The organism is Chryseobacterium sp. (genome assembly GCF_041914225.1).
Lineage (GTDB): Bacteria > Bacteroidota > Bacteroidia > Flavobacteriales > Weeksellaceae > Chryseobacterium.
This window is the reverse complement of sequence record NZ_JAYSDT010000001.1, coordinates 134,652-157,255: the sequence shown is the minus strand read 5'-3', so window position 1 is coordinate 157,255 and position 22,604 is coordinate 134,652. Positions and strand designations below refer to the sequence as shown.

At 37.6% G+C, this 22,604-nt stretch carries 21 protein-coding genes and 1 pseudogene; 9 read left to right on the top strand and 13 right to left on the bottom strand.

The features are described from left to right. Positions 1-31 precede the first annotated feature (31 nt). Together ACE3RB_RS00690 and ACE3RB_RS00685 are read right to left on the bottom strand one after the other, a co-directional pair. Positions 32-2,341 (bottom strand): T9SS type A sorting domain-containing protein, encoded by a 2,310-nt coding sequence (locus tag ACE3RB_RS00690; protein WP_374462413.1) that lies wholly within the window; start codon positions 2,339-2,341, stop codon positions 32-34. 12 nt (positions 2,342-2,353) lie between these two features. Further along, positions 2,354-2,872: pseudogene (locus tag ACE3RB_RS00685) on the bottom strand (RNA polymerase sigma factor). A 217-nt stretch (positions 2,873-3,089) separates the two neighbouring features. Here ACE3RB_RS00685 and ACE3RB_RS00680 point away from each other — a divergent pair. Beyond that, positions 3,090-4,292, top strand: coding sequence for an aminopeptidase C (locus ACE3RB_RS00680; RefSeq protein ID WP_374462412.1), 1,203 nt, complete (start codon positions 3,090-3,092; stop codon positions 4,290-4,292). 190 nt (positions 4,293-4,482) lie between these two features. Further along, positions 4,483-4,641 (top strand): hypothetical protein, encoded by a 159-nt coding sequence (locus tag ACE3RB_RS00675; protein ID WP_374462411.1) that lies wholly within the window; start codon positions 4,483-4,485, stop codon positions 4,639-4,641. A gap of 243 nt (positions 4,642-4,884) precedes the next feature. Here ACE3RB_RS00675 and ACE3RB_RS00670 read toward each other — a convergent pair whose 3' ends face one another. Then, the gene (locus ACE3RB_RS00670) at positions 4,885-5,946 is read right to left on the bottom strand and encodes an NADH:flavin oxidoreductase (RefSeq protein ID WP_374462410.1); all 1,062 of its coding nucleotides are present in this window, start codon (positions 5,944-5,946) and stop codon (positions 4,885-4,887) included. 165 nt (positions 5,947-6,111) lie between these two features. Here ACE3RB_RS00670 and ACE3RB_RS00665 point away from each other — a divergent pair, with 165 nt between their 5' ends. Both ACE3RB_RS00665 and ACE3RB_RS00660 read left to right on the top strand, forming a co-directional pair. Next, positions 6,112-6,504 (top strand): helix-turn-helix domain-containing protein, encoded by a 393-nt coding sequence (locus ACE3RB_RS00665; RefSeq protein WP_330747086.1) that lies wholly within the window; start codon positions 6,112-6,114, stop codon positions 6,502-6,504. 107 nt (positions 6,505-6,611) lie between these two features. Then, entirely contained in the window at positions 6,612-7,028 is a 417-nt protein-coding gene (locus tag ACE3RB_RS00660) for a carboxymuconolactone decarboxylase family protein (protein ID WP_374462409.1), read from the top strand. Positions 7,029-7,083: 55 nt separating this feature from the next. Here ACE3RB_RS00660 and ACE3RB_RS00655 read toward each other — a convergent pair whose 3' ends face one another. Continuing rightward, the gene (locus ACE3RB_RS00655) at positions 7,084-9,516 is read right to left on the bottom strand and encodes a thiamine pyrophosphate-dependent enzyme (RefSeq protein WP_374462408.1); all 2,433 of its coding nucleotides are present in this window, start codon (positions 9,514-9,516) and stop codon (positions 7,084-7,086) included. 137 nt (positions 9,517-9,653) lie between these two features. On the opposite strand from ACE3RB_RS00655, the gene ACE3RB_RS00650 reads away from it, so the two are divergent. Next, on the top strand, positions 9,654-9,947 hold the full coding sequence (locus tag ACE3RB_RS00650; RefSeq protein WP_374462407.1) for a hypothetical protein: 294 nt from the start codon (positions 9,654-9,656) through the stop codon (positions 9,945-9,947). A 214-nt stretch (positions 9,948-10,161) separates the two neighbouring features. Here the strand turns inward: ACE3RB_RS00650 and ACE3RB_RS00645 are convergent, their stop codons facing one another. From ACE3RB_RS00645 to queA, 8 genes are all read right to left on the bottom strand, one after another. Further along, a complete protein-coding gene (locus ACE3RB_RS00645) occupies positions 10,162-10,956 on the bottom strand; it encodes a hypothetical protein (protein WP_374462406.1) in 795 nt (264 codons plus the stop codon). 259 nt (positions 10,957-11,215) lie between these two features. Then, positions 11,216-12,193, bottom strand: coding sequence for a polyprenyl synthetase family protein (locus ACE3RB_RS00640; protein ID WP_233334663.1), 978 nt, complete (start codon positions 12,191-12,193; stop codon positions 11,216-11,218). Positions 12,194-12,265: 72 nt separating this feature from the next. Further along, positions 12,266-13,144, bottom strand: coding sequence for a hypothetical protein (locus tag ACE3RB_RS00635; protein WP_374462405.1), 879 nt, complete (start codon positions 13,142-13,144; stop codon positions 12,266-12,268). A 281-nt stretch (positions 13,145-13,425) separates the two neighbouring features. After that, the gene (locus tag ACE3RB_RS00630) at positions 13,426-14,376 is read right to left on the bottom strand and encodes a sterol desaturase family protein (RefSeq protein WP_374462404.1); all 951 of its coding nucleotides are present in this window, start codon (positions 14,374-14,376) and stop codon (positions 13,426-13,428) included. 74 nt (positions 14,377-14,450) lie between these two features. After that, complete coding sequence (gene rlmN, locus ACE3RB_RS00625; RefSeq protein ID WP_374462403.1) at positions 14,451-15,485, bottom strand: 23S rRNA (adenine(2503)-C(2))-methyltransferase RlmN; 1,035 nt, start codon at positions 15,483-15,485, stop codon at positions 14,451-14,453. Positions 15,486-15,576: 91 nt separating this feature from the next. Beyond that, complete coding sequence (locus ACE3RB_RS00620; RefSeq protein WP_374462402.1) at positions 15,577-15,717, bottom strand: four helix bundle protein; 141 nt, start codon at positions 15,715-15,717, stop codon at positions 15,577-15,579. After that, positions 15,695-15,859: a four helix bundle protein gene (locus tag ACE3RB_RS00615; RefSeq protein WP_374462401.1), complete on the bottom strand. Its 165-nt coding sequence runs from the start codon at positions 15,857-15,859 to the stop codon at positions 15,695-15,697. The genes ACE3RB_RS00620 and ACE3RB_RS00615 overlap by 23 nt, the downstream gene beginning before the upstream one ends. A gap of 40 nt (positions 15,860-15,899) precedes the next feature. Beyond that, positions 15,900-16,949, bottom strand: a complete 1,050-nt coding sequence (gene queA, locus ACE3RB_RS00610; protein WP_374462400.1) for a tRNA preQ1(34) S-adenosylmethionine ribosyltransferase-isomerase QueA — start codon at positions 16,947-16,949, stop codon at positions 15,900-15,902. Positions 16,950-17,315: 366 nt separating this feature from the next. On the opposite strand from queA, the gene ACE3RB_RS00605 reads away from it, so the two are divergent. The 4 genes from ACE3RB_RS00605 to ACE3RB_RS00590 all read left to right on the top strand — a co-directional run bounded on the left by ACE3RB_RS00605 (position 17,316) and on the right by ACE3RB_RS00590 (position 21,892). Further along, entirely contained in the window at positions 17,316-18,008 is a 693-nt protein-coding gene (locus ACE3RB_RS00605; protein ID WP_374462399.1) for an AIM24 family protein, read from the top strand. Positions 18,009-18,562: 554 nt separating this feature from the next. After that, positions 18,563-19,960 (top strand): Gfo/Idh/MocA family oxidoreductase, encoded by a 1,398-nt coding sequence (locus ACE3RB_RS00600; protein WP_374462398.1) that lies wholly within the window; start codon positions 18,563-18,565, stop codon positions 19,958-19,960. Then, the gene (locus ACE3RB_RS00595; RefSeq protein WP_374462397.1) at positions 19,950-20,864 is read left to right on the top strand and encodes a sugar phosphate nucleotidyltransferase; all 915 of its coding nucleotides are present in this window, start codon (positions 19,950-19,952) and stop codon (positions 20,862-20,864) included. Before ACE3RB_RS00600 ends, ACE3RB_RS00595 begins: the two co-directional genes overlap by 11 nt. Next, entirely contained in the window at positions 20,855-21,892 is a 1,038-nt protein-coding gene (locus ACE3RB_RS00590; RefSeq protein ID WP_374462396.1) for a phosphotransferase enzyme family protein, read from the top strand. Before ACE3RB_RS00595 ends, ACE3RB_RS00590 begins: the two co-directional genes overlap by 10 nt. A gap of 172 nt (positions 21,893-22,064) precedes the next feature. On the opposite strand, the gene ACE3RB_RS00585 is transcribed toward ACE3RB_RS00590, so the two are convergent. Further along, a complete protein-coding gene (locus ACE3RB_RS00585) occupies positions 22,065-22,556 on the bottom strand; it encodes a DNA-deoxyinosine glycosylase (protein WP_374462395.1) in 492 nt (163 codons plus the stop codon). Positions 22,557-22,604: the final 48 nt, after the last annotated feature.

The window sequence follows — 22,604 nt, the reverse complement described above, 5'->3', positions numbered from 1 at the left end:
ATTTCCGTGGAAATTTCTTTTTTCAAGAGGGTTAATTTTTAATGACCTTAAATGTTTCCCACAGATCGTTAGTATGAACACGTACAAGATAAATCCCTTGAGGATAAGAAGTTAAATCAATTGTGTTTGTACCCTCGGGCAGCTTTTCTTTCCTCATAATAATTTTTCCGGCAAGATCATACACAAAAAGTTCTTCAATTGGTTTCTTTGTTTTTATCTGCAGCAGTCCTTTTGTCGGGTTCGGAAATATCACCGTCTTACTATCAATATTGCTGTCAATTTCTTTCTCCATTTTTTTATTGATATGGTCGTTTGAAATTCCTGTCCCACATTCCGGTAAAACGGCTCTTTGAAGAATTAATCTTAATAATAAATCATTCAGCTTTTCAACCTCATAAGAATCTACAGTCGGCTTGATATGGCTGTTTCCAATCCCGCTGTCATCCGTAAGGAAAGTATAGGTACCATTGGTGAGTAAAGCAAATGTCCGCATCAGGTATTCCGTCTGCTTATCAGTACCACTGGCAGTCAGTGGAATAATTGTAATCCCTTTTTTTGCTGCAGTCTTTATGGTACTATACAAATCCTTTATATTCTGCTCCGAATGGTGTGGCGGTGCATCCAGAATTAAAAACATTATTTTGGTTGAGTTTTCATGGCTCCATTTCAGCTCGTCAACAGAAACTTTCAGTGCTTCTGCAACAGCTTCCGGTGTATCTCCGCCACCTCCGGCCTTCTGTTTTTTAATAAATCCAACAAGGTCTTCCGCTTTTTCTGAAAAATCGAATTTCCGGGTCACATATTCATCCCCCAGATCTCTGTAAAAAACCGATCCGTACCTTACTGTTGTATTTTTAAGATGTCCTTCAACTTTTTTCAGCACATCCAGAAGTTCAGACTGAAGATAAGAAATCTCATCGCCCATAGAACCGGTAGCATCCACTACGAAAGCAAGATCCAATATCTGTTTCTGCAGACATGGTTTATCCAGAATAATTAAGTTTTGTCCATTTTTAAAGGATCTGAGATTACTGCTGATGATCTGCCCTGAACCATCAGATAAATAATATTTGCCTGAATCCTGGCTTTCATCATTCATTGGCGATATCCATAATTCTACATTGCCCAGGTTATCTGAAACTGCTTCCCAGACAATATTTTTCTTATCATCCAGCAGTTTTACTTTTTCACCTGTTACAGGTCTTCTGTCTCTATTGACCAACTGAACAGAGACTCTTTTATCCGGAAAGAATTTCCATGTATTTTTATACTGATCCAGCGCAGGAACGGCAATATCTTTCCAATACTCCCACTTAGAGAAATCATTGACCTCTCCTGCTGTCAGCTGACCTGCTTTCGGAAGTGCATTTTCAGGTTCTTCAGTTTCTTTTAGTCTTTTCGCCGTACTCTCTGAGGAAATTTTCTTGAGCTTTTCCATTTCTGCATCAGATAACCCTTTGGTAGTAATTACAACAACTCCGTTATTGGCTTTGCTTCCATACAAAGCAGTAGCTTCAAGTCCTTTCAGTACTTTTAATTCTTTTATTTTTTTGGAGTCCAGGATATTTAAAAACTCAGATTCCCTACCTAATACAATTCCGTCTACAATATATAAAGGGTTCGCAGAACGGCTATCTACACTTTTTGCTCCTCTGATTACTACTTCATCACGTTTTTTAATTCCGGTTGACACTTCTATCCCGGCAACCCTTCCAGCTAATGAAGAGACAGCCATTGGAGCATGCACGGGAATTTTATCTGTAGAAGCAATCATAGCCGTTGAAAATGACGTGATTTCACTCTTAACTGTTTTTGAATATCCCATCACAACAACTTCTTCAATACTTTTTGTCTTTAAAGTATCATTGTATATTTGTGGTAAAGATGTTATTCTGTCAGGAGCATCTACTGTCGGTATATTACAATTCGGATGCATTTTATATGGATCTGGTCCCACAACTGATGAAGGTTGATATGCTATGGGAACAGGTACAGATAAAGGTAAATCTTCTTTTTTGATATTATTTTTTATTGTGCTGTCTATTTTTATAATATCTGTTCTGTTAACCGGACCTCTGGAAGCTGTATTTTCTACGATTACTGGTTTTAAAGGTTCTACAGCCTGTTTTTTATTCATAAAATAAAAAGCTCCCATACCAATCACTAAACTTGCCGCAATACCATAAGGCAACCAAAGAGGCATTACTCTCTTTTTCTCTTGCTTTTTATCCAGCTTCTCTTCAATTTCTTCCCATACTTTTTCAAAACCAGGAAAAACTGTTGGTTCCTCTGAAAGCCTGGACGCTTCATTGAATTGTTGATCTATATGATTATTTTCCATTGTTGTAAAAGTTTAAATGTTTTGATTTCCTAAAAGTTCCTGCAGTTTTTTCCGCGCAAAATTGAGCTGGGATTTTGAGGTTCCCTCACTAATGGAAAGCATAGCTGCTATTTCCTTATGAGGATATCCCTCAATAGCAAAAAGATTAAAAATTGCTCTGCAGCCTTCAGGGAGAAAGTTGAGTAAACTTAAAATATCTTTTTCCAGAGAAAGGTTTTCTGCAGTACCTTCAGAATGATCCATAAAATTTTCTTCCAGGGAAATCAAAAGCTCCTTATTGGATCTTAATTTCTGCAGACATTCGTTCACCGCAATTTTTCTCGCCCAGGCTTCAAAAGTATCGGGATTCTAAAGCTGGGTGATTTTCGTGAAGATTTTGTAGAACGTATCTGCCAATACTTCTTCTATATCTTCATCATTTTTCAGATAGCGTCTGCAGACTGCGTAAAGTCTGCCTGCCATTTTCTCGTAAACTTTCCGCTGTGCATTGCGGTCGCTACGCTGACATTCCAATAATAATTCTCGTTCCATAGTCAGGAGTTATATGAGTATAGATGCAGAAACTTTAGTAAGGGTTGGAAACATAATCACTTTTTTGGCAAAAAGGTAAAAAAGACAATTTAAAAATGTGTATTTCTCTTTTTACGATTTACCTTATCATATTTTTTTGCATTCCAAATTTAACTTTTCCCCCTGTAACAAATCTCTATTATCAACGACTCTTAATATAAATAATCTTTTTATAGTAATGAAAAATGCCAAAATTGCATCATTACTTTTTGTTTTGTCTGCAGGAAGTATGATGTTTGCCCAAGATGACTTAATCAACAAGTTAAAAAACAACCAATCACAAAATGCTAATTTTCAGTTCACAACGCTAAAAGACGTGGGTGCAACTTCTGTAAAGAACCAAGGTTCATCAGGAACCTGCTGGAGCTACTCAGGAAACTCTTTCCTTGAATCTGAAATGCAGAGAATGGGCAAAAAACCCGTGGATCTTGCTGAAATCTTTACGGCAAGAAATTCTTACCACGATAAAGCAAAATTATATGTTTTGAATAATGGCGCTATCAGCTGGGGTGACGGAGGAGAACTTCACGATGTAATCAATATGTACAAAAAGTATGGAGCCGTTCCTCAGGATGTTTATACTGGACTAAAAGCCGGACAGACAACAAACAATTTCAAGGAAATGCAGGGGAAACGGAAGCCGGTTCTTGACAGCCTTGTTCAGGCTTCTTCAAAAGGAAAACTTACTGATAACTGGATGGATTCTGTAGATGCAATTCTTGATGAGTATTTAGGAAAAGTACCTGCCAACTTTACGTATGAAGGGAAAAACTATACTCCGAAAACATTTGCTAAAGAAGTAGTAGGAATCAATCCTGAAGATTATGTGGAATTATCTTCTTACAAAGATTACCCATATTTCCAGAAATTTGTAGTTCCGATTCCCGATAACTGGAGCCATGATTCTGACTGGAATATTCCAATGAAAGATCTTACAGCAATTATTGACAATGCCGTAAATAAAGGATATTCTGTTGGTTGGGCAACTGACGTTTCTGAGCCTTATTTCTCTTACAAAAATGGTGTAGCTTACGTTCCGGATATTGATCTTGACCAAATTACTGCAGAGAATAAGCAGACTTTGTTTACAGAACCTAAAAAAGATAAAACAATCACTGAAGACATGCGTCAGAAAGCCCTTAACAACCTTTCTACAACGGATGATCACGGTATGCATATCGTAGGGCTGGCAAAAGATCAGACTGGTAAAGAGTATTATATGGTGAAAAACTCATGGGGAGTAACCAATGATTTCGCAGGGTATATTTATGTGACAAGACCTTATGTTGAATACAAATCAACAGCAATCCTTGTTCACAAAAATGCCATCCCGAAAAGCATTCTGAAGCAACTGAAGCCAACTAAGAATATTGGTTTATAGAAAATCATTTCTGCCATTTTACAGGCAGTTTTAGATATTTAAATCTGTTAAAAATCCGCTCATGGAAATTCTGTGAGCGGGTTTATTTTATCCTGTCATACTGAAATAATGTATTTTACATTTTTAAGCGTAAAATTTTGTTCCATTTTCAAAAAATATTATATTTGTGTAAATCAACAAATTATTACATATGAAAAATCTAAGAAAATTATTAAAATCAGAATTAAAAAAAATTAATGGTGGAAATGCTCCTGATTGTCCAGGAGGAACAACAGCCTGTTATATTCCAGGCAGCAATGGGATTCCACCCCGCTGGAAATGTATTCCGGATACTACAGAATGTCCTTAATAAAAATTAGCACATTTTGAAGTTAAAGTTTAGAATATGTACAATTTACAAGTTTAATAAATAAAAACCGGCTTTCAGGAAATCCTGAAAGCCGATTCTTTAATAAATAGGTGAAAATTAAATATAAAATAAAGTGAATTATGCTGATTTAATACCATCTGAATGGTTAATTCTGCTTCGCAGGCCAAAAAATTATGCTGTTAGAAATCGACAAGCAAAACGAATCACCATTCCTTGTTGATATTAAAATAAAACGCCCATACTTTCTGCTGAAAAATCAAGGAGAGCTTCTGTATTTCCTTCTTTGATCTTCTGTACCCATTGGTAATCCTGAAGAATAGCTCTTCCTACCGCAACAAGATCAAATTCTTCATTATCCAGCCTTCTGATCAGCTCCGTAAGATCTGATTTTTCTGTTCCCTGGCCTGCAAAAGAATTAAGGAAGTCTCCGTTCAATCCTACAGAACCTACTGTAATGGTTGGCTGCCCGGTAATTTTTTTAGCCCAGCCGGCAAAGTTCAAGTCAGAACCATCAAATTCAGGCTCCCAGAAACGACGCTGTGAACAGTGGAAAATATCCACACCAGCTTCTTTTAATGGTAATAACCAGCCTTCCATTTCATTAGGTGTGAATGCCAGCCTGGTTTTATAATCCTGCTGTTTCCATTGTGAAAGACGGATAATAATGGTAAAGTCTTCTCCTACTGCTGCTCTGATCGCCTTAACGACATCAACAGCAAATCTGCTCCTTTCTTTTAATGTTTTACCACCATACTCATCTGTTCTAGTATTAGTTACTTCCCAGAAGAACTGGTCAATTAAATACCCGTGAGCCCCATGAATTTCAATACAGTCGAAACCAAGATCTTTCGCTGATTTTGCAGACGCTGCAAACTGTGCAATGGTATCCTGAATATCTTCGATGGTCATTGTAGAAGCTTTTTCCATTGGAACCAACGGATAGTCTTCAGACATTCTTGTATCTCCTACGTGCCAGATCTGAGGCCCCATTTTGCCTCCGTTATGATGTACAGTATCAATTACATTTTTCCAGCCGTTCAAAGCTTCTGTTCCATAGAAATCCGGAATGTTCTGCATATTCTTTGATCCCGGTCTGTTGATTACAGTTCCCTCGGAAAGAATTAATCCTACTTCTGAAGCAGCTCTTCTTCCGTAATAATCTGCAATATTCTGCGTTGGAATTCCATTGTCAGACTGTGCTCTGGTCATAGGAGCCATTACAATTCTATTCTTTAGCTGTAGGTTTTTATATTGAAACGGTTTAAATAATGATGATGTGTTCATATTTAAATTTATATTTTATAATTGTTACACAAAGTAACTAATAATAGTTCACTTTTGTATCTTTTATTAAAAAAATAGTGGTAACTTCGCAGTAACTTACATTAGTAACATCAAAGTAACGTATGAAACTCCGGTTTTATATGGTATTAAAATAAAAATCTCTCTATGAAAAAGAATGAATTAATGCAATACAGCTGTCCTCTGGGCAAAGCAATGGCCGCTCTGGGAAGCAAATGGAAGCCTATTATTGTTCTGGTGATTAAAGACAGGAAGTTACGTTTTGGAGAACTGGCAGTACGCATTAATGTCATTTCCAGGAAGGTACTGACTGATCAGCTTAGAGAAATGGAAACAGACGGACTTGTGATCCGTGAAGAGTTTAAGGAACTCCCTCCACGTGTGGAATATTCTCTTACTGAAAAAGGACTGGCTCTGCTGCCGATTTTATATTTGCTGGAAGAGTGGGAAGCAAAATATCAGGTGAAAGGTCAGCATGAAGATAAAGATTGCGCTTTTCTGAATGAGGAGGTAAAAAATAAAAAGGCTGTCAATGTTTGATGGCCTTTATCTTGGATAGTACTTTCAAAAAGGTAAGTATATCACCAAAGTGTAAGTATATAGTTTCTGAAGTCTTTCTGATGCAAATTTGCAGAAAAAATTTCATTATGAATTACAAAGACATTGCAAAGGAAACCATTGGAAATCTATACAGAGCTCACAACAGTATCAGAAAATCAGGAATTGATGAAAAATTAATCGCTCTGGTTGAGCTGCGGGTTTCTCAAATCAATGGATGTGCCTATTGCTGTAGCTATCATGCGAAAGAACTTTCAGATTTCGGCATTGAACAGGATATTATTAACAGGCTTCCGGGCTGGAAACATACCAATGCCTTCAATGATCAGCAAAAGCTTGTTTTAAACTGGGCTGAAGCTCTCACTTACAGCAAAGATGATTGGGAAGACACTAAAGCAAAACTTATAAAGCATTTTACAGAACGAGAAATTGTGGAGCTTACGGCAAGTATAACACTGATGAATACTTTGAATAAACTTAGGATTACTTTGGCTGAAGAGGATTAACAATTAAAAACCGCTCCCAAAAAGAAGCGGTTTCAAAATTTATTTAAAATCTCAATTAAAATATCGCAGGATATTTCTGAGGATTTGTTTCATTAAACATGGCGTAGATCTTTTCTACCATATCGTCTGCAGACGGCTTACTGAAATAGTCACCGTCACTTGCATAGGCAGGTCTGTGATCATTGGCAGAGATTGTCAACGGATCTGAATCCAGATATCTGAATGCTTTCTGCTTTTCAAGGATCTGTTGCAGGATGTATCCGGTAGTTCCTCCTTCCACATCTTCGTCAATCACCACTAATCTGTTGGTTTTCTTAACACTTTCAGCAATTTCATGAGATAAATCGAAAGGGATCAATGACTGGATATCAATTACTTCTGCAGAAATTCCTAATTTGTCCAATTCATTGGCAGCTTCTGTTACAATTCTCCATGTAGAACCGTAAGTTACTAGAGTAACATCTTTTCCTTCTTTAGTAACTTCAATTTTACCTACCGGAACAGTGAATTCACCTAAGTTATCCGGCTGCTTTTCTTTCAGTCTGTATCCGTTCAGACATTCTACAATGATTGCAGGCTCATCCGCCTGAAGCATCGTGTTGTAGAAACCTGCTGCTTTTGTAAGGTTTCTAGGTACCAATACCAAAATACCTTTTGAAAGGTTCAGGATTCCTGCCATTGGAGAACCTGAATGCCAGATTCCTTCTAATCTGTGTCCTCTTGTTCTGATGATCAACGGAGCTTTCTGACCTCCTTTTGTTCTGTAGTGTACTGTTGCCAGATCATCGCTCATTCCCTGCAGACAGTAAAGAACATAATCTAAATACTGGATTTCTGCGATGGGTCTCAACCCTCTCATCGCCATACCAATTCCCTGTCCAAGAATCGTTGCTTCACGGATTCCGGTATCGGCGATACGTAAGGCACCATATTTTTCCTGCATTCCTTCCAGTCCCTGGTTTACGTCACCGATGTTTCCGGTATCTTCACCAAAGATCAGTGTTTCAGGATATTTTTCAAAAATTTTATCAAAATTGTTTCTGATCACGACTCTTCCGCCCACTTCTTCAGAACTGTCGGAATACACAGGTTTGATTTCCTGTACATTTTCAGCCTTCCATTGAGACTGAGAATATAAGTGAGAAGAATAGTTGTCTTTTTCAACAGCTGTCACTTCATTGTATTTCTGTATCAGTTGAGCTCTTTCTGCAGAATTTGTTCCTCTTGTCGCCAGTAATGTTTTTCTTACCAGGTGGAAGATATCTTTTTTAGCTTTGGAAACCAATTTGTTGAACTGAGCAATATAAGCTTCCACTTCAGCATTCTGTCCTTTAAGATTTTCTACTAAAGGTAAAATAGACTGTGTAAGTTCTGAAATGGCTTTCTGATAATTTTCCCAGGCTGTTTTCTGACCTGCTTTTGCTGCTTTTTTAGCTTCTTCATCAATGGCGTCCAGCTCTTCAGCAGTAGCAATTACTTCTTCTTTCCCATCAATTTCGATAGAATAATTCAGGATCCATTCTTTGAATTTCACTAATCCGTCGAACTCAGCTTCCCAGGCAAGACGTGCTTCGTTTTTATATCTTTCGTGAGATCCGGAAGTAGAGTGTCCCTGAGGCTGGGTAACATCAACTACATGTACTACCACCGGTACACTTTCTGTTCTTGCAAAATGTTCTGCCTTTGCATATGCATCCAATAATGCAGGATAATCCCACGCTTTCACCTGGATAATCTCACATCCCTGGTTCTCCCCTTCCTTTCTCTGGAAACCGCTTAGCATTTCACTGATATCAGCTTTTGCTCTCTGGTTTTTGGTAGGAACTGAAATTCCGTACCCGTCATCCCAGATCGAAACAATCATAGGAACCTGCAGTGCACAAGCAGCATTCAGTGTTTCCCAGAAATGCCCTTCCGCTGTAGAAGCATCACCAATGGTTCCGAAAGCAATTTCATTACCTTCTCTTGAGAATTTTTCTGACCCGTCAAATTTTACACTTTTATAAATTGTTGAAGCCTGTGCCAGTCCCAATAATCTTGGCATCTGACCGGCTGTAGGAGAAATATCAGAAGAAATATTTTTCTGGGCTGTCAAATCTTTCCAGCTTCCGTCTTCATTTAAACTTCTTGTTGCGAAATGCCCGTTCATCTGTCTTCCGGCTGAAGCAGGTTCTCTTTCCACACTTGTATCTGCATACATCTGTGCAAAGAAACTTTCTACTGTCAGAGCATTTATTGCCAATGCAAAAGTCTGGTCCCTGTAATATCCTGAACGGAAGTCTCCATTTCTGAAAACTTTCGCCATTGCAAGCTGAGGAAGTTCTTTTCCATCCCCAAAAATTCCGAATTTAGCTTTTCCTGTGAGCACTTCTCTTCTTCCAAGATAAGACATTTCACGGGAAATCCTTCCTAACCTGTAATCTCCAAGTATCTGATTTTTAAAATCTTGAAAGGATATTTGCTGTGTTTCAATATAGGTTGTTTGCATAGCTAAGTAAAAAAGTTTTTAATCTTCAAGTATTTTGCTAATATACACTTTTTAAATTAATTTTAATTTTTAATAATCTTTTTTAAAAATTTGATAATAAAAAAAATTGTGCTTTATTTTGAAAAAAAATGTAAAAGATGGAAAAAAAGTCACCTCACATCTTGAATGCATCCAGCAATCTTTTAGGGTTTTCACTGATTATTATTACCTCATTAAAAATCTCTAAGATCAGTCAGAGTACCTATTTGGACGAATTTGCAGGGTTTGCCTGTATCCTTTTTGCCTGCAGCTGCTTCTTTTCGTTTCTTGCTATCAGAACAAAAAACGAAAAGCGGGAATATACGTTTGAGAACATTGCGGATTATTTATTTTTAATCGCTTTATTTTGTATAGTCCTGGCCGTTATTATTGTAACCCTGAAAATAATTTAATTTAAAATTTTCGCTCAATTGCACAATCCAGGAAATAAATAAGAATATCCTGGCATCAGATCCGGGAATTCATTAAGAAGATTTTTTAGCTCTTCTATTTCTGAATCAGTATCAGAATTTGAATATAAAGAGAAAGTGTTCTGTATACAATTCCAGTTTCCCGAAAACATATACAAAACACTTTACTTGTTTTAATTGTAATGTAAAGATAGAGCTATATCTTCTGAACAGTTACATTGGTAACATTTCCACTTCCTGTAGATCCTGTTTCTGTTGCAATAATTGTAGCATTCTGATTAGGAGCTGCAGTAAAACGGATCTGATACCCTGCTGTAGGAGCTACAATTACAGTTGTATAATTCATCAGTTCACCTACTGTTCCTGAAGAAGCAACCGCATTATAATGACTTCCCCTTCCCAGATAATTAGCATCCGGCACAGGTCTGATGCCGATGAGCAGCTGAGTATCCGCAGGCATATTGGTAAAACTTGCCTGTAACGTTACCAGATAATTCCCGGACTGATTGAAGGTCAGTACTCCGGTTCCTGTATTATAAGAATAGAACGGAGAAGTTGCTAACGGTGTAGCGAATAATAAAGTCGTAATTGTAGAAGAACTGATATTCTGGTTAGCTGCTAAGCGTGCATGAAACAGAGAATAAGCAGTAAAATCTATAGTTTTCAATACGCCGGTAGCATCAGCTACAACAACCCTGTCGGTCCCTCCAATACCTACATTCGAATTGATGTTACGGATACGGGCATTTCCGGACGCCACATCCAATTTTTCAGTTGGGGAAGCTGTTCCTATCCCTACCTTAGCACCTGAAGTAACACTAAAGTCATTATCCTGTTGAGCTGCGGAAGGAGCTCCCGTTGCAGGGTTGTCTTTAGATCCGTCAATATGAAAAGTTGTCTGGGGATTTTGAGTTCCTATTCCGACTTGCGCGTACGTAAGAAAACTTGAACTGATAGCACATGCTATCATCATTGTTTTGATTTTTTTCATTATTTGTTGTTTTTTTGTAATAACAAATAAACAACATTTATATTGAATATCAATGAATTATTAGCAATTATTTTAGTTGATTTATGCAAAATATTAATTTACAGTAATTTACTGTTATAAAAAGTCAAAATAATCACAACTCATTGAATTATTGAGAGATAGGACAATTTTCTTCTCAATAATAAGAATCCTTTACACCATGCAGGATTAAAGGAAACAGAAGAACAAAAATATCAGGATTGATAAAAAAGTGTTACAATCAGAATTTTCTTTCAATAACATAATCCAGCATAATATGCAGCGATTTTCTTGCTTCAGAATCGGGAAATTCATTCAGGATATCTTTTGCCTTCTGCTGAAAATCTTTCATAATTGTAATAGCATATTCCAATCCGCCGGAAGTTTTTACAAATTCTATAAGCTCTTTTACCCGTTTTGGATTGTTATTATAACGCTTTATGGTATCAAAATAATATTTTCTGTCCTTTTCGTTCGCTGTTTTAAGGGTATGGATTAGAGGAAGTGTCATTTTCTGTTCTTTAATGTCAATTCCAACCGGCTTTCCGATTACATTTGAACTTAAATAATCAAAAAGGTCATCCTTGATCTGGAACGCCATTCCTGTAAAGGTCCCGAAATCCATCATCTTTTTGGCTAAAGCTTCATCTGCATTGTTAGAAAGAACCCCTATTTCACAACAGGCTGCAATCAGCGTGGCAGTTTTCTGACGGATAATTTCATAGTAAACATCTTCCGTAATATCCAGTTTTCTGGCTTTTTCAAGCTGCAGCAGCTCTCCTTCAGACATTTCACGGATGGTTCTGGAAATGACTCCAAGCAGATCATAATCTTTATGGTCCGTAGATAATAAAACAGATTTAGACAGAAGATAGTCTCCAACCAAAACCGCTATTTTGTTTTTCCACAATGCATTGATTGAAAAGAAATTGCGACGCTTAAAGCTTTCATCCACTACATCATCATGCACCAGGGTGGCAGTGTGGATCAGCTCAATCATAGAAGCTCCGCGGTAGGTCTTCTCCGTTACTTCACCCACCAGTTTCGCGCAAAGAAATACGAACATGGGACGCATCTGCTTTCCTTTCGTGGTAACAATAAAACGGGTTACTTTATCCAATAAAGCTACTTTACTCTGCATTGATTCATAAAACTTCTGTTCAAAAAGTTTCATTTCATCATTGATCGGTCGTTTAATCTCTTCTACAATGTTTGCCACAATCTGCGATGCTGGGTGAATAATTATTAATTCTCACAAAGATAATTTTTTTCGCTCAATTTTAAGATAAAATTAATCTTTGAGTTGATCTTTCGGGATAAAATAAAATGAAGGTTTTGTACTTCCCAGCGGAGATCTGAATTTCTCCCCGGAAATATAAATTCCCGATTCATCTACACTTATTCCTTCAATCTGTGATAACGAAAGTGCGGTTCCGAGATAATAATGCTTAGGTTTTTCTTTAAAAAATATTCCAGGCTCTGTTTCTGTAAAAACATCTAAAAAGACTTCCGTTTTTCTGGTATATCCAACGAGATAAAGCTTTTTATCAAAGTAAGAAGCATCGGTAACTACAAAGTTGGTTTTATAGGATTCTGTTTTTACAGCATCCTGCTTCTCTTCTTTTTCAGGATCTATTAAGTAATGTGTGGTAGCTTTTGAGGACCATTCTTTGGTGAAAAGATGAATTTTCCCATTCAGATAAATCATAGCTTCCGCATCAAAATCTGTTTTTAAATATCCTGATATATAATCATCCTGCTCCGGATACCGGAACTGTATTTTTTTAATCCGACTGTTCTGAAGGCTGTCATTCAGGAAAGGCACCTTGTAAATCTCAAGATCTCTCCTTTTTCCATCATTATTTCCGAAATCCCCGATATAAAAATGTGTACCGTCATTTGTAAGTGCCTCCCAGTCTTTATTGCTTGCATTGATTTTTAAAACTTTTACAATTTCCCCGGAAGCTTTATTGATTTCAAATAATTCGGGATCATTTCCACTGTCGTTGAATGTATACAGCTTGCCATTAAACAGATTCAGTCCGGAAGTTTCCCGGATTTTATCATCAATATGGCTGATTCTGTATTTTTTAATTTTCAGAAAATCGGTTTGCTGTGAAAATGCAATGTGAGCGGTAACAAGGAAAATTATCAGCAGAAATTTTTTCATAAGACAAAAATAGGGTTTTATTCTGAGCTGGTGAGTTGGAGGGTAAGAGGGTTTGAGAGCCTGAATGAGATACGGGATTTCGGGTTTCGGGATTCGGGTTTGAGGCGAAATTTAGATTCCTACAGAATGGACAAATTAAGTGTTTTTATTTATCCGACCACATTGTCATTCCGTAGGAATCTAAATATTGTATATAGCCTTTGGAAATGCAATTCTAAAAAAGAAAAACAGGCTGAAACAGCCTGTTTTTCACTTAGATTTCTATTGATTTAAATCAGAAGTTAAGCCGTTTTCTGCTCTTTCTGATTTTGCTGTTGTTCTTTTCTTTTAGCCTGTCTTGCAAAATACTCTTTCTGGTATTGCCTTACAGTTTTTCCGGTTCCGTCATGTCTCCATCCCGGTGAATTGAAAATATAATTGATTCTGTCTGTGAATTTTAATCCGGGCTGCTTAAGGTCTTTCCAAATTTTTCTCCATTCGTAAAACAGTACCGTATCCGGTCTGTTATCCGGCATTTTTGGATAAATTCCATATTTCACAGGTACATTGGGGTCTTCTTTCTGAAAGGTACCGAATATTTTATCCCAGATAATCAGGCACATTCCCATATTTTTATCGAGGTATTTTACATTACATGCATGATGTACTCTATGGTGGGAAGGCGTTACCAGAATATGCTCTAAAAATCCCATGCTCTTAACTGTCTGAGTGTGTACCCATGTTCCATACACCTGCCCGATTGCATAAGCGACCATAATGTGCCAAGGATTGAATCCTAAAAAGGCAAGCGGTGAAAAATATAAATATCTGTAAAGCGGCTGTAATACAGGGCTTCTGAATCCTGTTGTAAGATTGAAATATTCTGAACTGTGGTGCGTAATATGAACAGCCCAGAATGCTCTGGAACGGTGGTCTACATAATGCAGCACATAATAGGCAAAATCTGTGATTACAAAACAAGCCAGCAAATACCAGATACTAAGATCCCATGAGAAAATCCTGTGATGGTAAAAGAAAAACATCACTCCCATGGCAAATGCCTTCATGATAAGGTCAAGACCAAAGTTCATCAATGCAAGATAAATATTGGTAGCAAGATCTTTTCCGCTATATAACTTAGCTTCTGAAACGTGGCTGTAAATCATTTCAGCTAAAATAACTGTAGCATGCAATGGGATAGCCCATGCATAAACATTTTCCAGCCCGTCCTCGCTCATAAGAAAATCCATCATCACAAAATAATTTGTGCAAAGGTAGGGTTTTAACCTATTTTTTAAGAAAGTTTTAGGCTTTTTTTAAGGAAATTTTAATCTGTAGTTTTATTGGCCAATTGTCCGCAAGCTGCATCAATATCACCTCCACGGCTTCTTCTGACCATTACGGTAATCCCTGCATTTTCAAGCTGACGGATATAGTTTTCTTCCGCCTGTTTGTTGCACTGATCATATTTTCCATCCCCTATCGGGTTGTATTGAATCAGGTTAACTTTTGAAGGAACCTGTCTGCAGTATTTGATTAAGGCTTTGATATCTTCATCTCCGTCATTGATCCCTTTCCATACACAGTATTCAAAGGTGATAACAGAACCGGTTTTTTGGTACCAGTACTGAAGCGCCTCCATAATATCCGTCAACGGAAATTTATCGGAGAAAGGCATAATCTCGTTACGCTTGGATTCGATGGCAGAGTGAAGGGATAAGGCCAGCTTCACACGCAGCTCATCATCCGCAAGCATTTTAATCATTTTAGGGATACCGGATGTAGAAACGGTAATTCTCCTCGGAGACATTCCAAATCCTTCCGGCTGGGTAATCTTTTTGATGGCTTCCACTACGTTTTTGTAGTTCATCATCGGCTCTCCCATTCCCATAAATACGATATTGGAAAGCGGTCTGTCGAAATACATTCTGCTCTGGCTGTCGATCAGGGCTACCTGGTCTACAATTTCAGCGACTTCAAGGTTTCTCATCCTTTTCAGTCTTGCTGTAGCGCAGAATTCGCAGTTTAAGGAGCATCCTACCTGTGAAGATACACAGGCTGTAGTTCTTGTTTCTGTAGGAATAAGAACAGATTCCACCATCAGTCCGTCATGAAGTTTCACTCCGTTTTTGATGGTTCCGTCAGAACTTTTTTGAAGAAGGTCTACGGAAACAGGATTAATGGTGTATTCTTCCGAAATTTTCTCACGAAGTGATTTTGAAAGATTCGTCATTTCGTCAATTGAATGGAGGTTTTTGCTCCATAGCCAGTCATAGACCTGCTTTGCACGAAACGGCTTTTCTCCTAAAGACACAAAATAGTCTTTAAGCTGGTCTAATGATAATGTACGGATATCTTTCATAATATTAAAGAGCCAAGTTAAAAGTAAAAGGTTTAAAGTTTGGTATTGTTAACTATTGCAGCCAAAATGTTTTTCAATTCGTTACTTTCATTCAATAAAGCTTTAAATTCCTCAGAATCATAACCATCAATCCTTTTAAAACCCGAAGCCAAAAATGACTTTCTCTGGCTTCTCTTAAAGCAATTTTTACTTTATTTTTAAAATCTGCTTTAGAGGACCTGGGATTCTTCATAATTAGCGCCTATTGAAGTAGCTGATTTCCCGAGTTGAAATCTTATTAATTTACTTTCAGAATCATTGGGAAGTGTTCTTAAAAACTTAAGACAATCAACTCCAAATGTAAAAGTTCTTATAAGTAAATCATTTTGTCTCATCTCTACTTGTATTACCTTTAACTTGGCTCTTTTTACTTTTTTACAGAATTAACATTGCGTCACCGTAAGAATAGAATTTATACTTTTCTTTTACGGCTTCTTCATAAGCATGCATTACGAAATCTCTTCCGGCAAATGCAGCGATCATCATGATCAAAGTAGACTTCGGTGTGTGGAAGTTAGTGATCATTGAGTTGGCAACTCCGAATTCGTGAGGAGGATAAATGAATTTATTCGTCCATCCGTTGAAAGCAGAGATTTTTTTGTTTGAAGAAACAGAAGTTTCCAGTGCTCTCATCGTAGTAGTACCTACTGCGCAAACTCTTCTGTGAGCTTCTACCGCTTTGTTAATAATAGCAGCGTTTTTCTCATCAATGATGATCTCTTCAGATTCCATTTTATGCTTGGAAAGATCTTCTACCTCAATCGGGTTGAAAGTTCCCAATCCTACGTGAAGCGTAACTTCTGCAAAATTGATTCCCTTGATCTCTAATCTCTTCATCAAATGCTTAGAGAAGTGAAGACCTGCTGTAGGTGCAGCAACTGCTCCTTCTACTTTTGCGTAGATCGTCTGGTATCTTTCTGCATCTTCAGGCTCTACAGCTCTTTTGATATATTTTGGAAGCGGAGTTTCCCCCAGTTCTTTTAATTTAGATCTGAATTCTTCGTAAGAACCGTCGAATAAGAATCTTAATGTTCTTCCTCTTGAAGTTGTGTTGTCAATAACTTCAGCTACCAGAGATTCATCTTCAGTGAAGAATAATTTGTTACCAATTCTGATTTTTCTTGCAGGATCTACCAAAACATCCCAAACTCTGGTTTCTTTATCAAGTTCTCTCAATAAGAAAACTTCAATTTTAGCCCCTGTTTTTTCTTTGTTTCCGTAAAGACGTGCAGGGAAAACCTTTGTATTGTTGAAGATGAACAAATCTTCTTCATCAAAATAATCCACTACATCTTTGAATAATTTATGCTCGATAGTCTGTGTTTTTCTATCAAGTACCATTAATCTCGCTTCGTCTCTGTGCCCTGATGGGTGTTCTGCCAATAATTCCGCAGGAAGATCAAAATTAAAATCTGATGTTTTCATTTTTTAAATTACGGTTTAAAAATTACTGAAATTACAAGGTGTAATTTTCGGAGTGCAAATATACGACATTGAACACCCCTTTGTCAAGTATTATTTACAATCAGATATAAAACCGTGATTTTACGGGGAGTTTCAAGGGATAAAAAGAGTATTTTTGGGAAAATTAAAATTCAACATGGAATCTGTAAGCAAAATATACTTCACTGATAATCCGTATCCTGATGATTATACATTTGAAATATTCAATTGAACCAGACGAATTATTTAAAAACTAAAAAAGACACAAATCTGAATCCCAAAAGTAACAAAAGAGTTTATAAACCCGACAAACTAAAATAATAACACTATAAAATTAAAAATATCATTATGAGCAAATATTCGATTGAAGCATTTATCAACGAAACAAAGGAGAATCCACAACAAAGAGATTATTTTGAGTTGGAAACTAAACATCTTTTAGAAATCAACCTTAATAACCAGGCGGTATGGACGAAAAGAGGAAGCATGGTAAGCTATGTAGGAAATATCAATTTTGAAAGACAGGGAATGCTGGCCGGCGGAATTGGAAATCTTTTAAAGAAAGCTATCAGTGGTGAAGGAGCCAGGCTGATGAAAGCAGAAGGTACAGGAAAACTGTATGTTGCAGATTCCGGGAAGAAAGTCCGTATTTTATATCTGAATAATGAATCGGTCTGCGTGAACGGGAATGACATTCTTGCCCACGAACAAAGTGTAAAAAGTGATATCACCATGCTGAAAAGTATTGCAGGAATGATGTCTGGCGGTCTTTTCCAGGTGAAACTTTCAGGAACAGGACATATCGCCATTACCACACACGGAGATCCATTGACCTTGTTGGTAACTCCTGATACACCTGTCTTCACAGATCCGAATGCTACTGTTGCATGGTCCGGAACCCTAAGCCCGGAACTGAAAACCAATGTTTCTTTCAAAAGCCTTATCGGAAGAGGAAGCGGTGAAGAATTCCAGATGAAATTCTCAGGACACGGATGGGTGCTGATTCAGCCTTACGAAGAAGTGTACTATATGGAAAAATAAGACATCCAACTTAGAAGTGACTTAAAAATTCGTAATCAATACCATTGAAGCCAATGAATACTCTTATAAAGCTATTTCTCATGATCATTATACTGCCCAATATCAAAACAAATTGCCTTAAGAAAAGCCTGGATCAATCAATAGATTTCTATACGAAAGGATGTAAGGCTAAATGACAAAAGAGTAAAACCGTAAAGAGGACGAAAAATAAAAAGATGAATGGAAATATTCTTCAGTATTTACACGTAGTGCTCCGAATCTCAAATCCTGATCTCAAAAACTAAATATAATAGCTGGATTCCTACGGAATGACAATGTGGGCGGATAACGCTTAGCTTGTCCATTCCGTAGGAATCTACACTCTCACCTCAAATCCGAATCCCTCATCTCATTCAAGCTCTCAACCCTCACTAATCTCTAAACCGGAAATAAAAAATTTCCTCCCTAAACCAAATCCCGCATCTTAAAACTCTCTGACTCTCAAACCCTCCTACTTAATATGCGTCACCTCACCGGGATTTACAAAAGTTTTAATATATTTAGAAAAAAAACAGATGGACAATAGCAACTCCCGCAGGAACTTTCTTAAGACAGCAGCTTTAGCAGGCTTTGGGGCACTGGTTTTACCCAATTCTTTATTTGCCTATTCCAATGATTTTAAAACAGATAAAAAGGTCCGCGTCGGCTTTATCGGTGTCGGTCTCCGTGGGCAGGAACATGTAAAATTACTGGCAAAACGTAATGATGTAGAGATTGTAGCATTTGCTGATCCGGAGAAAAGGATGCTTGCTGCATCTCAAAAAATACTAAAAGACAATAATAAACCGGCTGCCCAGGAGTTTTCCAACGGAGAATATGACTACCGGAATCTTTTAAAATTAAAAACAATAGACGCCGTTGTTATTGCAACACCATGGGAATGGCATCTTACTCAAGGTGTGGAAGCTATGCGTGCCAAAAAAATTGTGGGCATGGAGGTTTCAGGAGCTATAAAGCTTCAGGACTGCTGGGAATTTGTAAAAGTTTACGAAGAAACGAAAGTTCCTATCTTCATGATGGAAAATGTTTGCTACCGAAGAGATATCATGGCTATTCTGAACATGGTCCGTAAAGGAATGTTCGGGGAATTGGTGCATGGAAGAGGTGGCTATCAGCATGATCTGAGAGGCGTTCTCTTCAATGACGGGGTTACTCCATACAATTCCGGTGCTGAATTCGGAGAAAAAGGATTCAGTGAGGCTAAATGGAGAACCGAACATTATGTAAAACGTAACGGAGAGCTTTATCCTACTCATGGATTGGGTCCGGTTGCCATGATGATGGATATCAACAGAGGAAACCGATTAACAAAACTGTCTTCATTCTCATCAAAATCTGTAGGACTTCATAAATATATTGTTGAACATCCAAAAGGTGGAGAAAATCATTCTAGCGCCAAAGTCAAATTCAACCAGGGAGATATTGTAACCACTCAGATTGCCTGTGCCAACGGCGAAACCATCCTTCTTACTCATGATACAAGTTTACAGAGACCTTATGATCTGGGTTTCAGGGTTCAGGGAACTGAAGGCCTGTGGCAGGATTTCGGATGGGGAGATTTTAACCAGGGACATATTTATTTTGAAAAAACAATGAACCATACCCACCGCTGGGATAATACTGAAAAATGGATGAAAGAATATGACCATCCGATATGGAAGAAGTTTGAAAGCACTGCCGCAGGAGCAGGACATGGCGGAATGGATTTCTTTGTAATGAATACTTTTATAGAATGTATCAAACGAAATATAGAATTCCCGATGGATGTATACGATCTGGCCCTGTGGTATTCAATTACACCATTGAGTGAAGAGTCTATTGCCAAAGGCGGTCAGGTAGTTGATATCCCTGATTTCACCAACGGAAAATGGAAAACCCGTAAACCCGTATTTGGAATGACGGATGAGTTCTAAGAAGACATTACTCATACTGGCAGGCGGATTAGGAAGCAGGTACAAAGGGCTCAAACAGGTGGATGGGATACTCGGCAACGGTTCCCCGATTCTGGAATATTCTATCTTTGATGCCCTGGAAGCCGGCTTCCAGAAAGTGGTTATTATTGTCAACAAACTGATTCCTGAAAGTTATATTGAAAGGCTCAACACTATTTCAAAAGCTAAAAATTTTGAGCTGCATTGGGTATATCAGGAGATAGACAGCATTCCTATTTCACTGGAAGGTTTTGATTATCCTGACCGTGAAAAGCCATGGGGAACTGCTCATGCTGTACTTTGCGCCAAATATTCAATACAGGAGCCTTTTGTAATGATCAATGCGGATGATTTTTACGGAAAAGAAGCCTATCAGCTGGCTGCCCATGAAATCAACCATCATCATATTTCAGATACACAGCTGGGAATGATTGCTTATCCTGTGGGCACAACATTGAGTGGTAACGGAGCCGTAGCAAGAGGAATATGTACGCTGGATGCGGAAAATTACCTGATCAGAATAGAGGAACAGACTTCTATTCAAAGAATAAATAACTCTATTGTCTACATTAAAAACGGAGAAAATGTAAAACTGGATCCGGAAGCACTGGTGTCCATGAACTTTTTTATTTTCCATCCTCATATCTTCTGTTATCTGGAAGCCTATTTCTATGATTTTATTGAATCTGACCCTTTGCCCAAACAGGAATTTTATATTCCTTCCGCTGTACAGAGAATGATGGATGAAGAAAAGGTAAAAGTGAAGGTAAAAGCTTCTCCTTCCCAATGGATGGGTGTAACGTATGCCGATGATAAAAAGGATATTAAAGACTTTCTGATTTCAGAGATCAGCAACAACAGATACCCGGAAAATTTATGGAGCTAAACGATATTATTTTTGAATTTATCGGTACAGATCATTATAATCTTACGCCTGTTACTGACGGGCTGATCAATACCACTTACCTTCTGGAAGACAAAGATCAGGAGAAAAAGTTTATCCTCCAGAAAATTAACCATCATGTGTTCAGACAGCCGGAGGTGATCGTCAATAATCATTTAATGATCAATGATATTCTCAGGGCCAATAACTATCAGTTTCAAATTATTGAACCTATACTCTCACCAACCCATAAAATTCTGATAAAAGATGCGGATGGACATCCATGGCGCATGCTCAATTTTATAGAAAACAGTGTTACCTTTCTTACCGCTCCATCGTTACAAACGGCTTTTGAAGCGGCTAAAACTTTCAGTTATTTCCTTAACACCGTAAATAATACTGAAAAGCTTCCTGCCGTTGAAGATCCGATTCCCGGCTTTCTCAATTTTGAAAAAAGAATTGCAGATTATAAGAGCTCACTGAAAAATGCTGCACCTCATTTAAAAGAAAATGCAAAAGCCGAAATAGAAATCACCAACCGGTTTCTGTCTTTGCCAGATCAATGGATAGAGATGGAGAAAAACGGTCATATTCCTAAACGGATTATCCATGCAGATGTGAAAATCAGTAATATTCTCTTCGATCAGGAGCATCATCCGTTAGCGGTAATTGACCTGGATACTACGATGATTTCCACGATCTTGTATGATTTCGGAACAATGATCCAATCCTATACCAATACAACCAATGAAGATGACGGAAGTGCCAGAAACAACTTCAATCCTGAAATGTATAAAGCGGTAAAAGAAGGTTTTCTATTCCATTTAAAAGATAAACTGACCCTGGAAGAAACTGAGAGCCTTGACTATGCCGCACAGGTCGCTATTTACATCCAGGAACTTCGTTTTTTGACAGATTATCTTAATGGCAGTATTTATTATTCTACGAAATATCCTGAACATAATTTAGACCGGACGAAAAACCAGCTGGAGTTGTTAAAAGGATTAAGGGAATATTTAGAGAATGAATGATTTTTAGCCCTATCTTTCACATTAAGATTACATACTATATTTAGATTCCTACGGAATGACAAAGTGTATACATATAAATAAAGCGCTCTGTTTGTCATTCCGTAGGAATCTATATGTTTACAATTTCAGCACTCTAATTCATAAACTCTCCCACTCTCAAACACTCAAACACTCAAACCAAAAACTCCAGAATCCCCTTCCACTCTTCCAGTTTCTTCTCAAAGGAAACGGTGTGAAGCGGACTTGTGGAGGGCAATTGAAAGATGGGCAGTTTATAATTTTTTCCCAGCAGCTTTTGTAAGTTTTTGTAAGACTTCCCGCCATTGCAGAAAATGGCTTTGATGTTCGGATGTTCTTTCAGCAGTTCTTCGATCTGATTGGCTTCTTCGTTCCTGATTTCAGAATCCAGACTTCCTTTTCTCTCGCAGGAATCGATGACATCCCAAAGGGCAATATGATGTTTCTTTATGGTCTCGATTCTTTGGATGTAATCATCCGTAAAGTCTTCATTCAGCAATTCAAAAATGATTTTCCAGAATTTGTTTTGAGGATGGGCATAATACTGCTGCTTTTCCAATGATTTCACTCCGGGAATTGATCCTAAAATCAGAATTTCAGACCGAGCGTCAATAATAGGTGGAAATGAAGAAATACGCTTTTGCATATTCAAATATAGAGATTTTATTTATTTTAATCAGGCTGGAAGCCGGGA

Coding starts and splice junctions, on each gene's coding strand:
- ACE3RB_RS00690 (WP_374462413.1), bottom strand. CDS start 2,341: ATGGAAAATAATCATATAGATCAACAATTCAATGAAGCGTCCAGGCTT.
- ACE3RB_RS00680 (WP_374462412.1), top strand. CDS start 3,090: ATGAAAAATGCCAAAATTGCATCATTACTTTTTGTTTTGTCTGCAGGA.
- ACE3RB_RS00675 (WP_374462411.1), top strand. CDS start 4,483: ATGAAAAATCTAAGAAAATTATTAAAATCAGAATTAAAAAAAATTAAT.
- ACE3RB_RS00670 (WP_374462410.1), bottom strand. CDS start 5,946: ATGAACACATCATCATTATTTAAACCGTTTCAATATAAAAACCTACAG.
- ACE3RB_RS00665 (WP_330747086.1), top strand. CDS start 6,112: ATGAAAAAGAATGAATTAATGCAATACAGCTGTCCTCTGGGCAAAGCA.
- ACE3RB_RS00660 (WP_374462409.1), top strand. CDS start 6,612: ATGAATTACAAAGACATTGCAAAGGAAACCATTGGAAATCTATACAGA.
- ACE3RB_RS00655 (WP_374462408.1), bottom strand. CDS start 9,516: ATGCAAACAACCTATATTGAAACACAGCAAATATCCTTTCAAGATTTT.
- ACE3RB_RS00650 (WP_374462407.1), top strand. CDS start 9,654: ATGGAAAAAAAGTCACCTCACATCTTGAATGCATCCAGCAATCTTTTA.
- ACE3RB_RS00645 (WP_374462406.1), bottom strand. CDS start 10,956: ATGAAAAAAATCAAAACAATGATGATAGCATGTGCTATCAGTTCAAGT.
- ACE3RB_RS00635 (WP_374462405.1), bottom strand. CDS start 13,144: ATGAAAAAATTTCTGCTGATAATTTTCCTTGTTACCGCTCACATTGCA.
- ACE3RB_RS00630 (WP_374462404.1), bottom strand. CDS start 14,376: ATGATGGATTTTCTTATGAGCGAGGACGGGCTGGAAAATGTTTATGCA.
- rlmN (WP_374462403.1), bottom strand. CDS start 15,485: ATGAAAGATATCCGTACATTATCATTAGACCAGCTTAAAGACTATTTT.
- ACE3RB_RS00620 (WP_374462402.1), bottom strand. CDS start 15,717: ATGAAGAATCCCAGGTCCTCTAAAGCAGATTTTAAAAATAAAGTAAAA.
- ACE3RB_RS00615 (WP_374462401.1), bottom strand. CDS start 15,859: ATGAGACAAAATGATTTACTTATAAGAACTTTTACATTTGGAGTTGAT.
- queA (WP_374462400.1), bottom strand. CDS start 16,949: ATGAAAACATCAGATTTTAATTTTGATCTTCCTGCGGAATTATTGGCA.
- ACE3RB_RS00605 (WP_374462399.1), top strand. CDS start 17,316: ATGAGCAAATATTCGATTGAAGCATTTATCAACGAAACAAAGGAGAAT.
- ACE3RB_RS00600 (WP_374462398.1), top strand. CDS start 18,563: ATGGACAATAGCAACTCCCGCAGGAACTTTCTTAAGACAGCAGCTTTA.
- ACE3RB_RS00595 (WP_374462397.1), top strand. CDS start 19,950: ATGAGTTCTAAGAAGACATTACTCATACTGGCAGGCGGATTAGGAAGC.
- ACE3RB_RS00590 (WP_374462396.1), top strand. CDS start 20,855: ATGGAGCTAAACGATATTATTTTTGAATTTATCGGTACAGATCATTAT.
- ACE3RB_RS00585 (WP_374462395.1), bottom strand. CDS start 22,556: ATGCAAAAGCGTATTTCTTCATTTCCACCTATTATTGACGCTCGGTCT.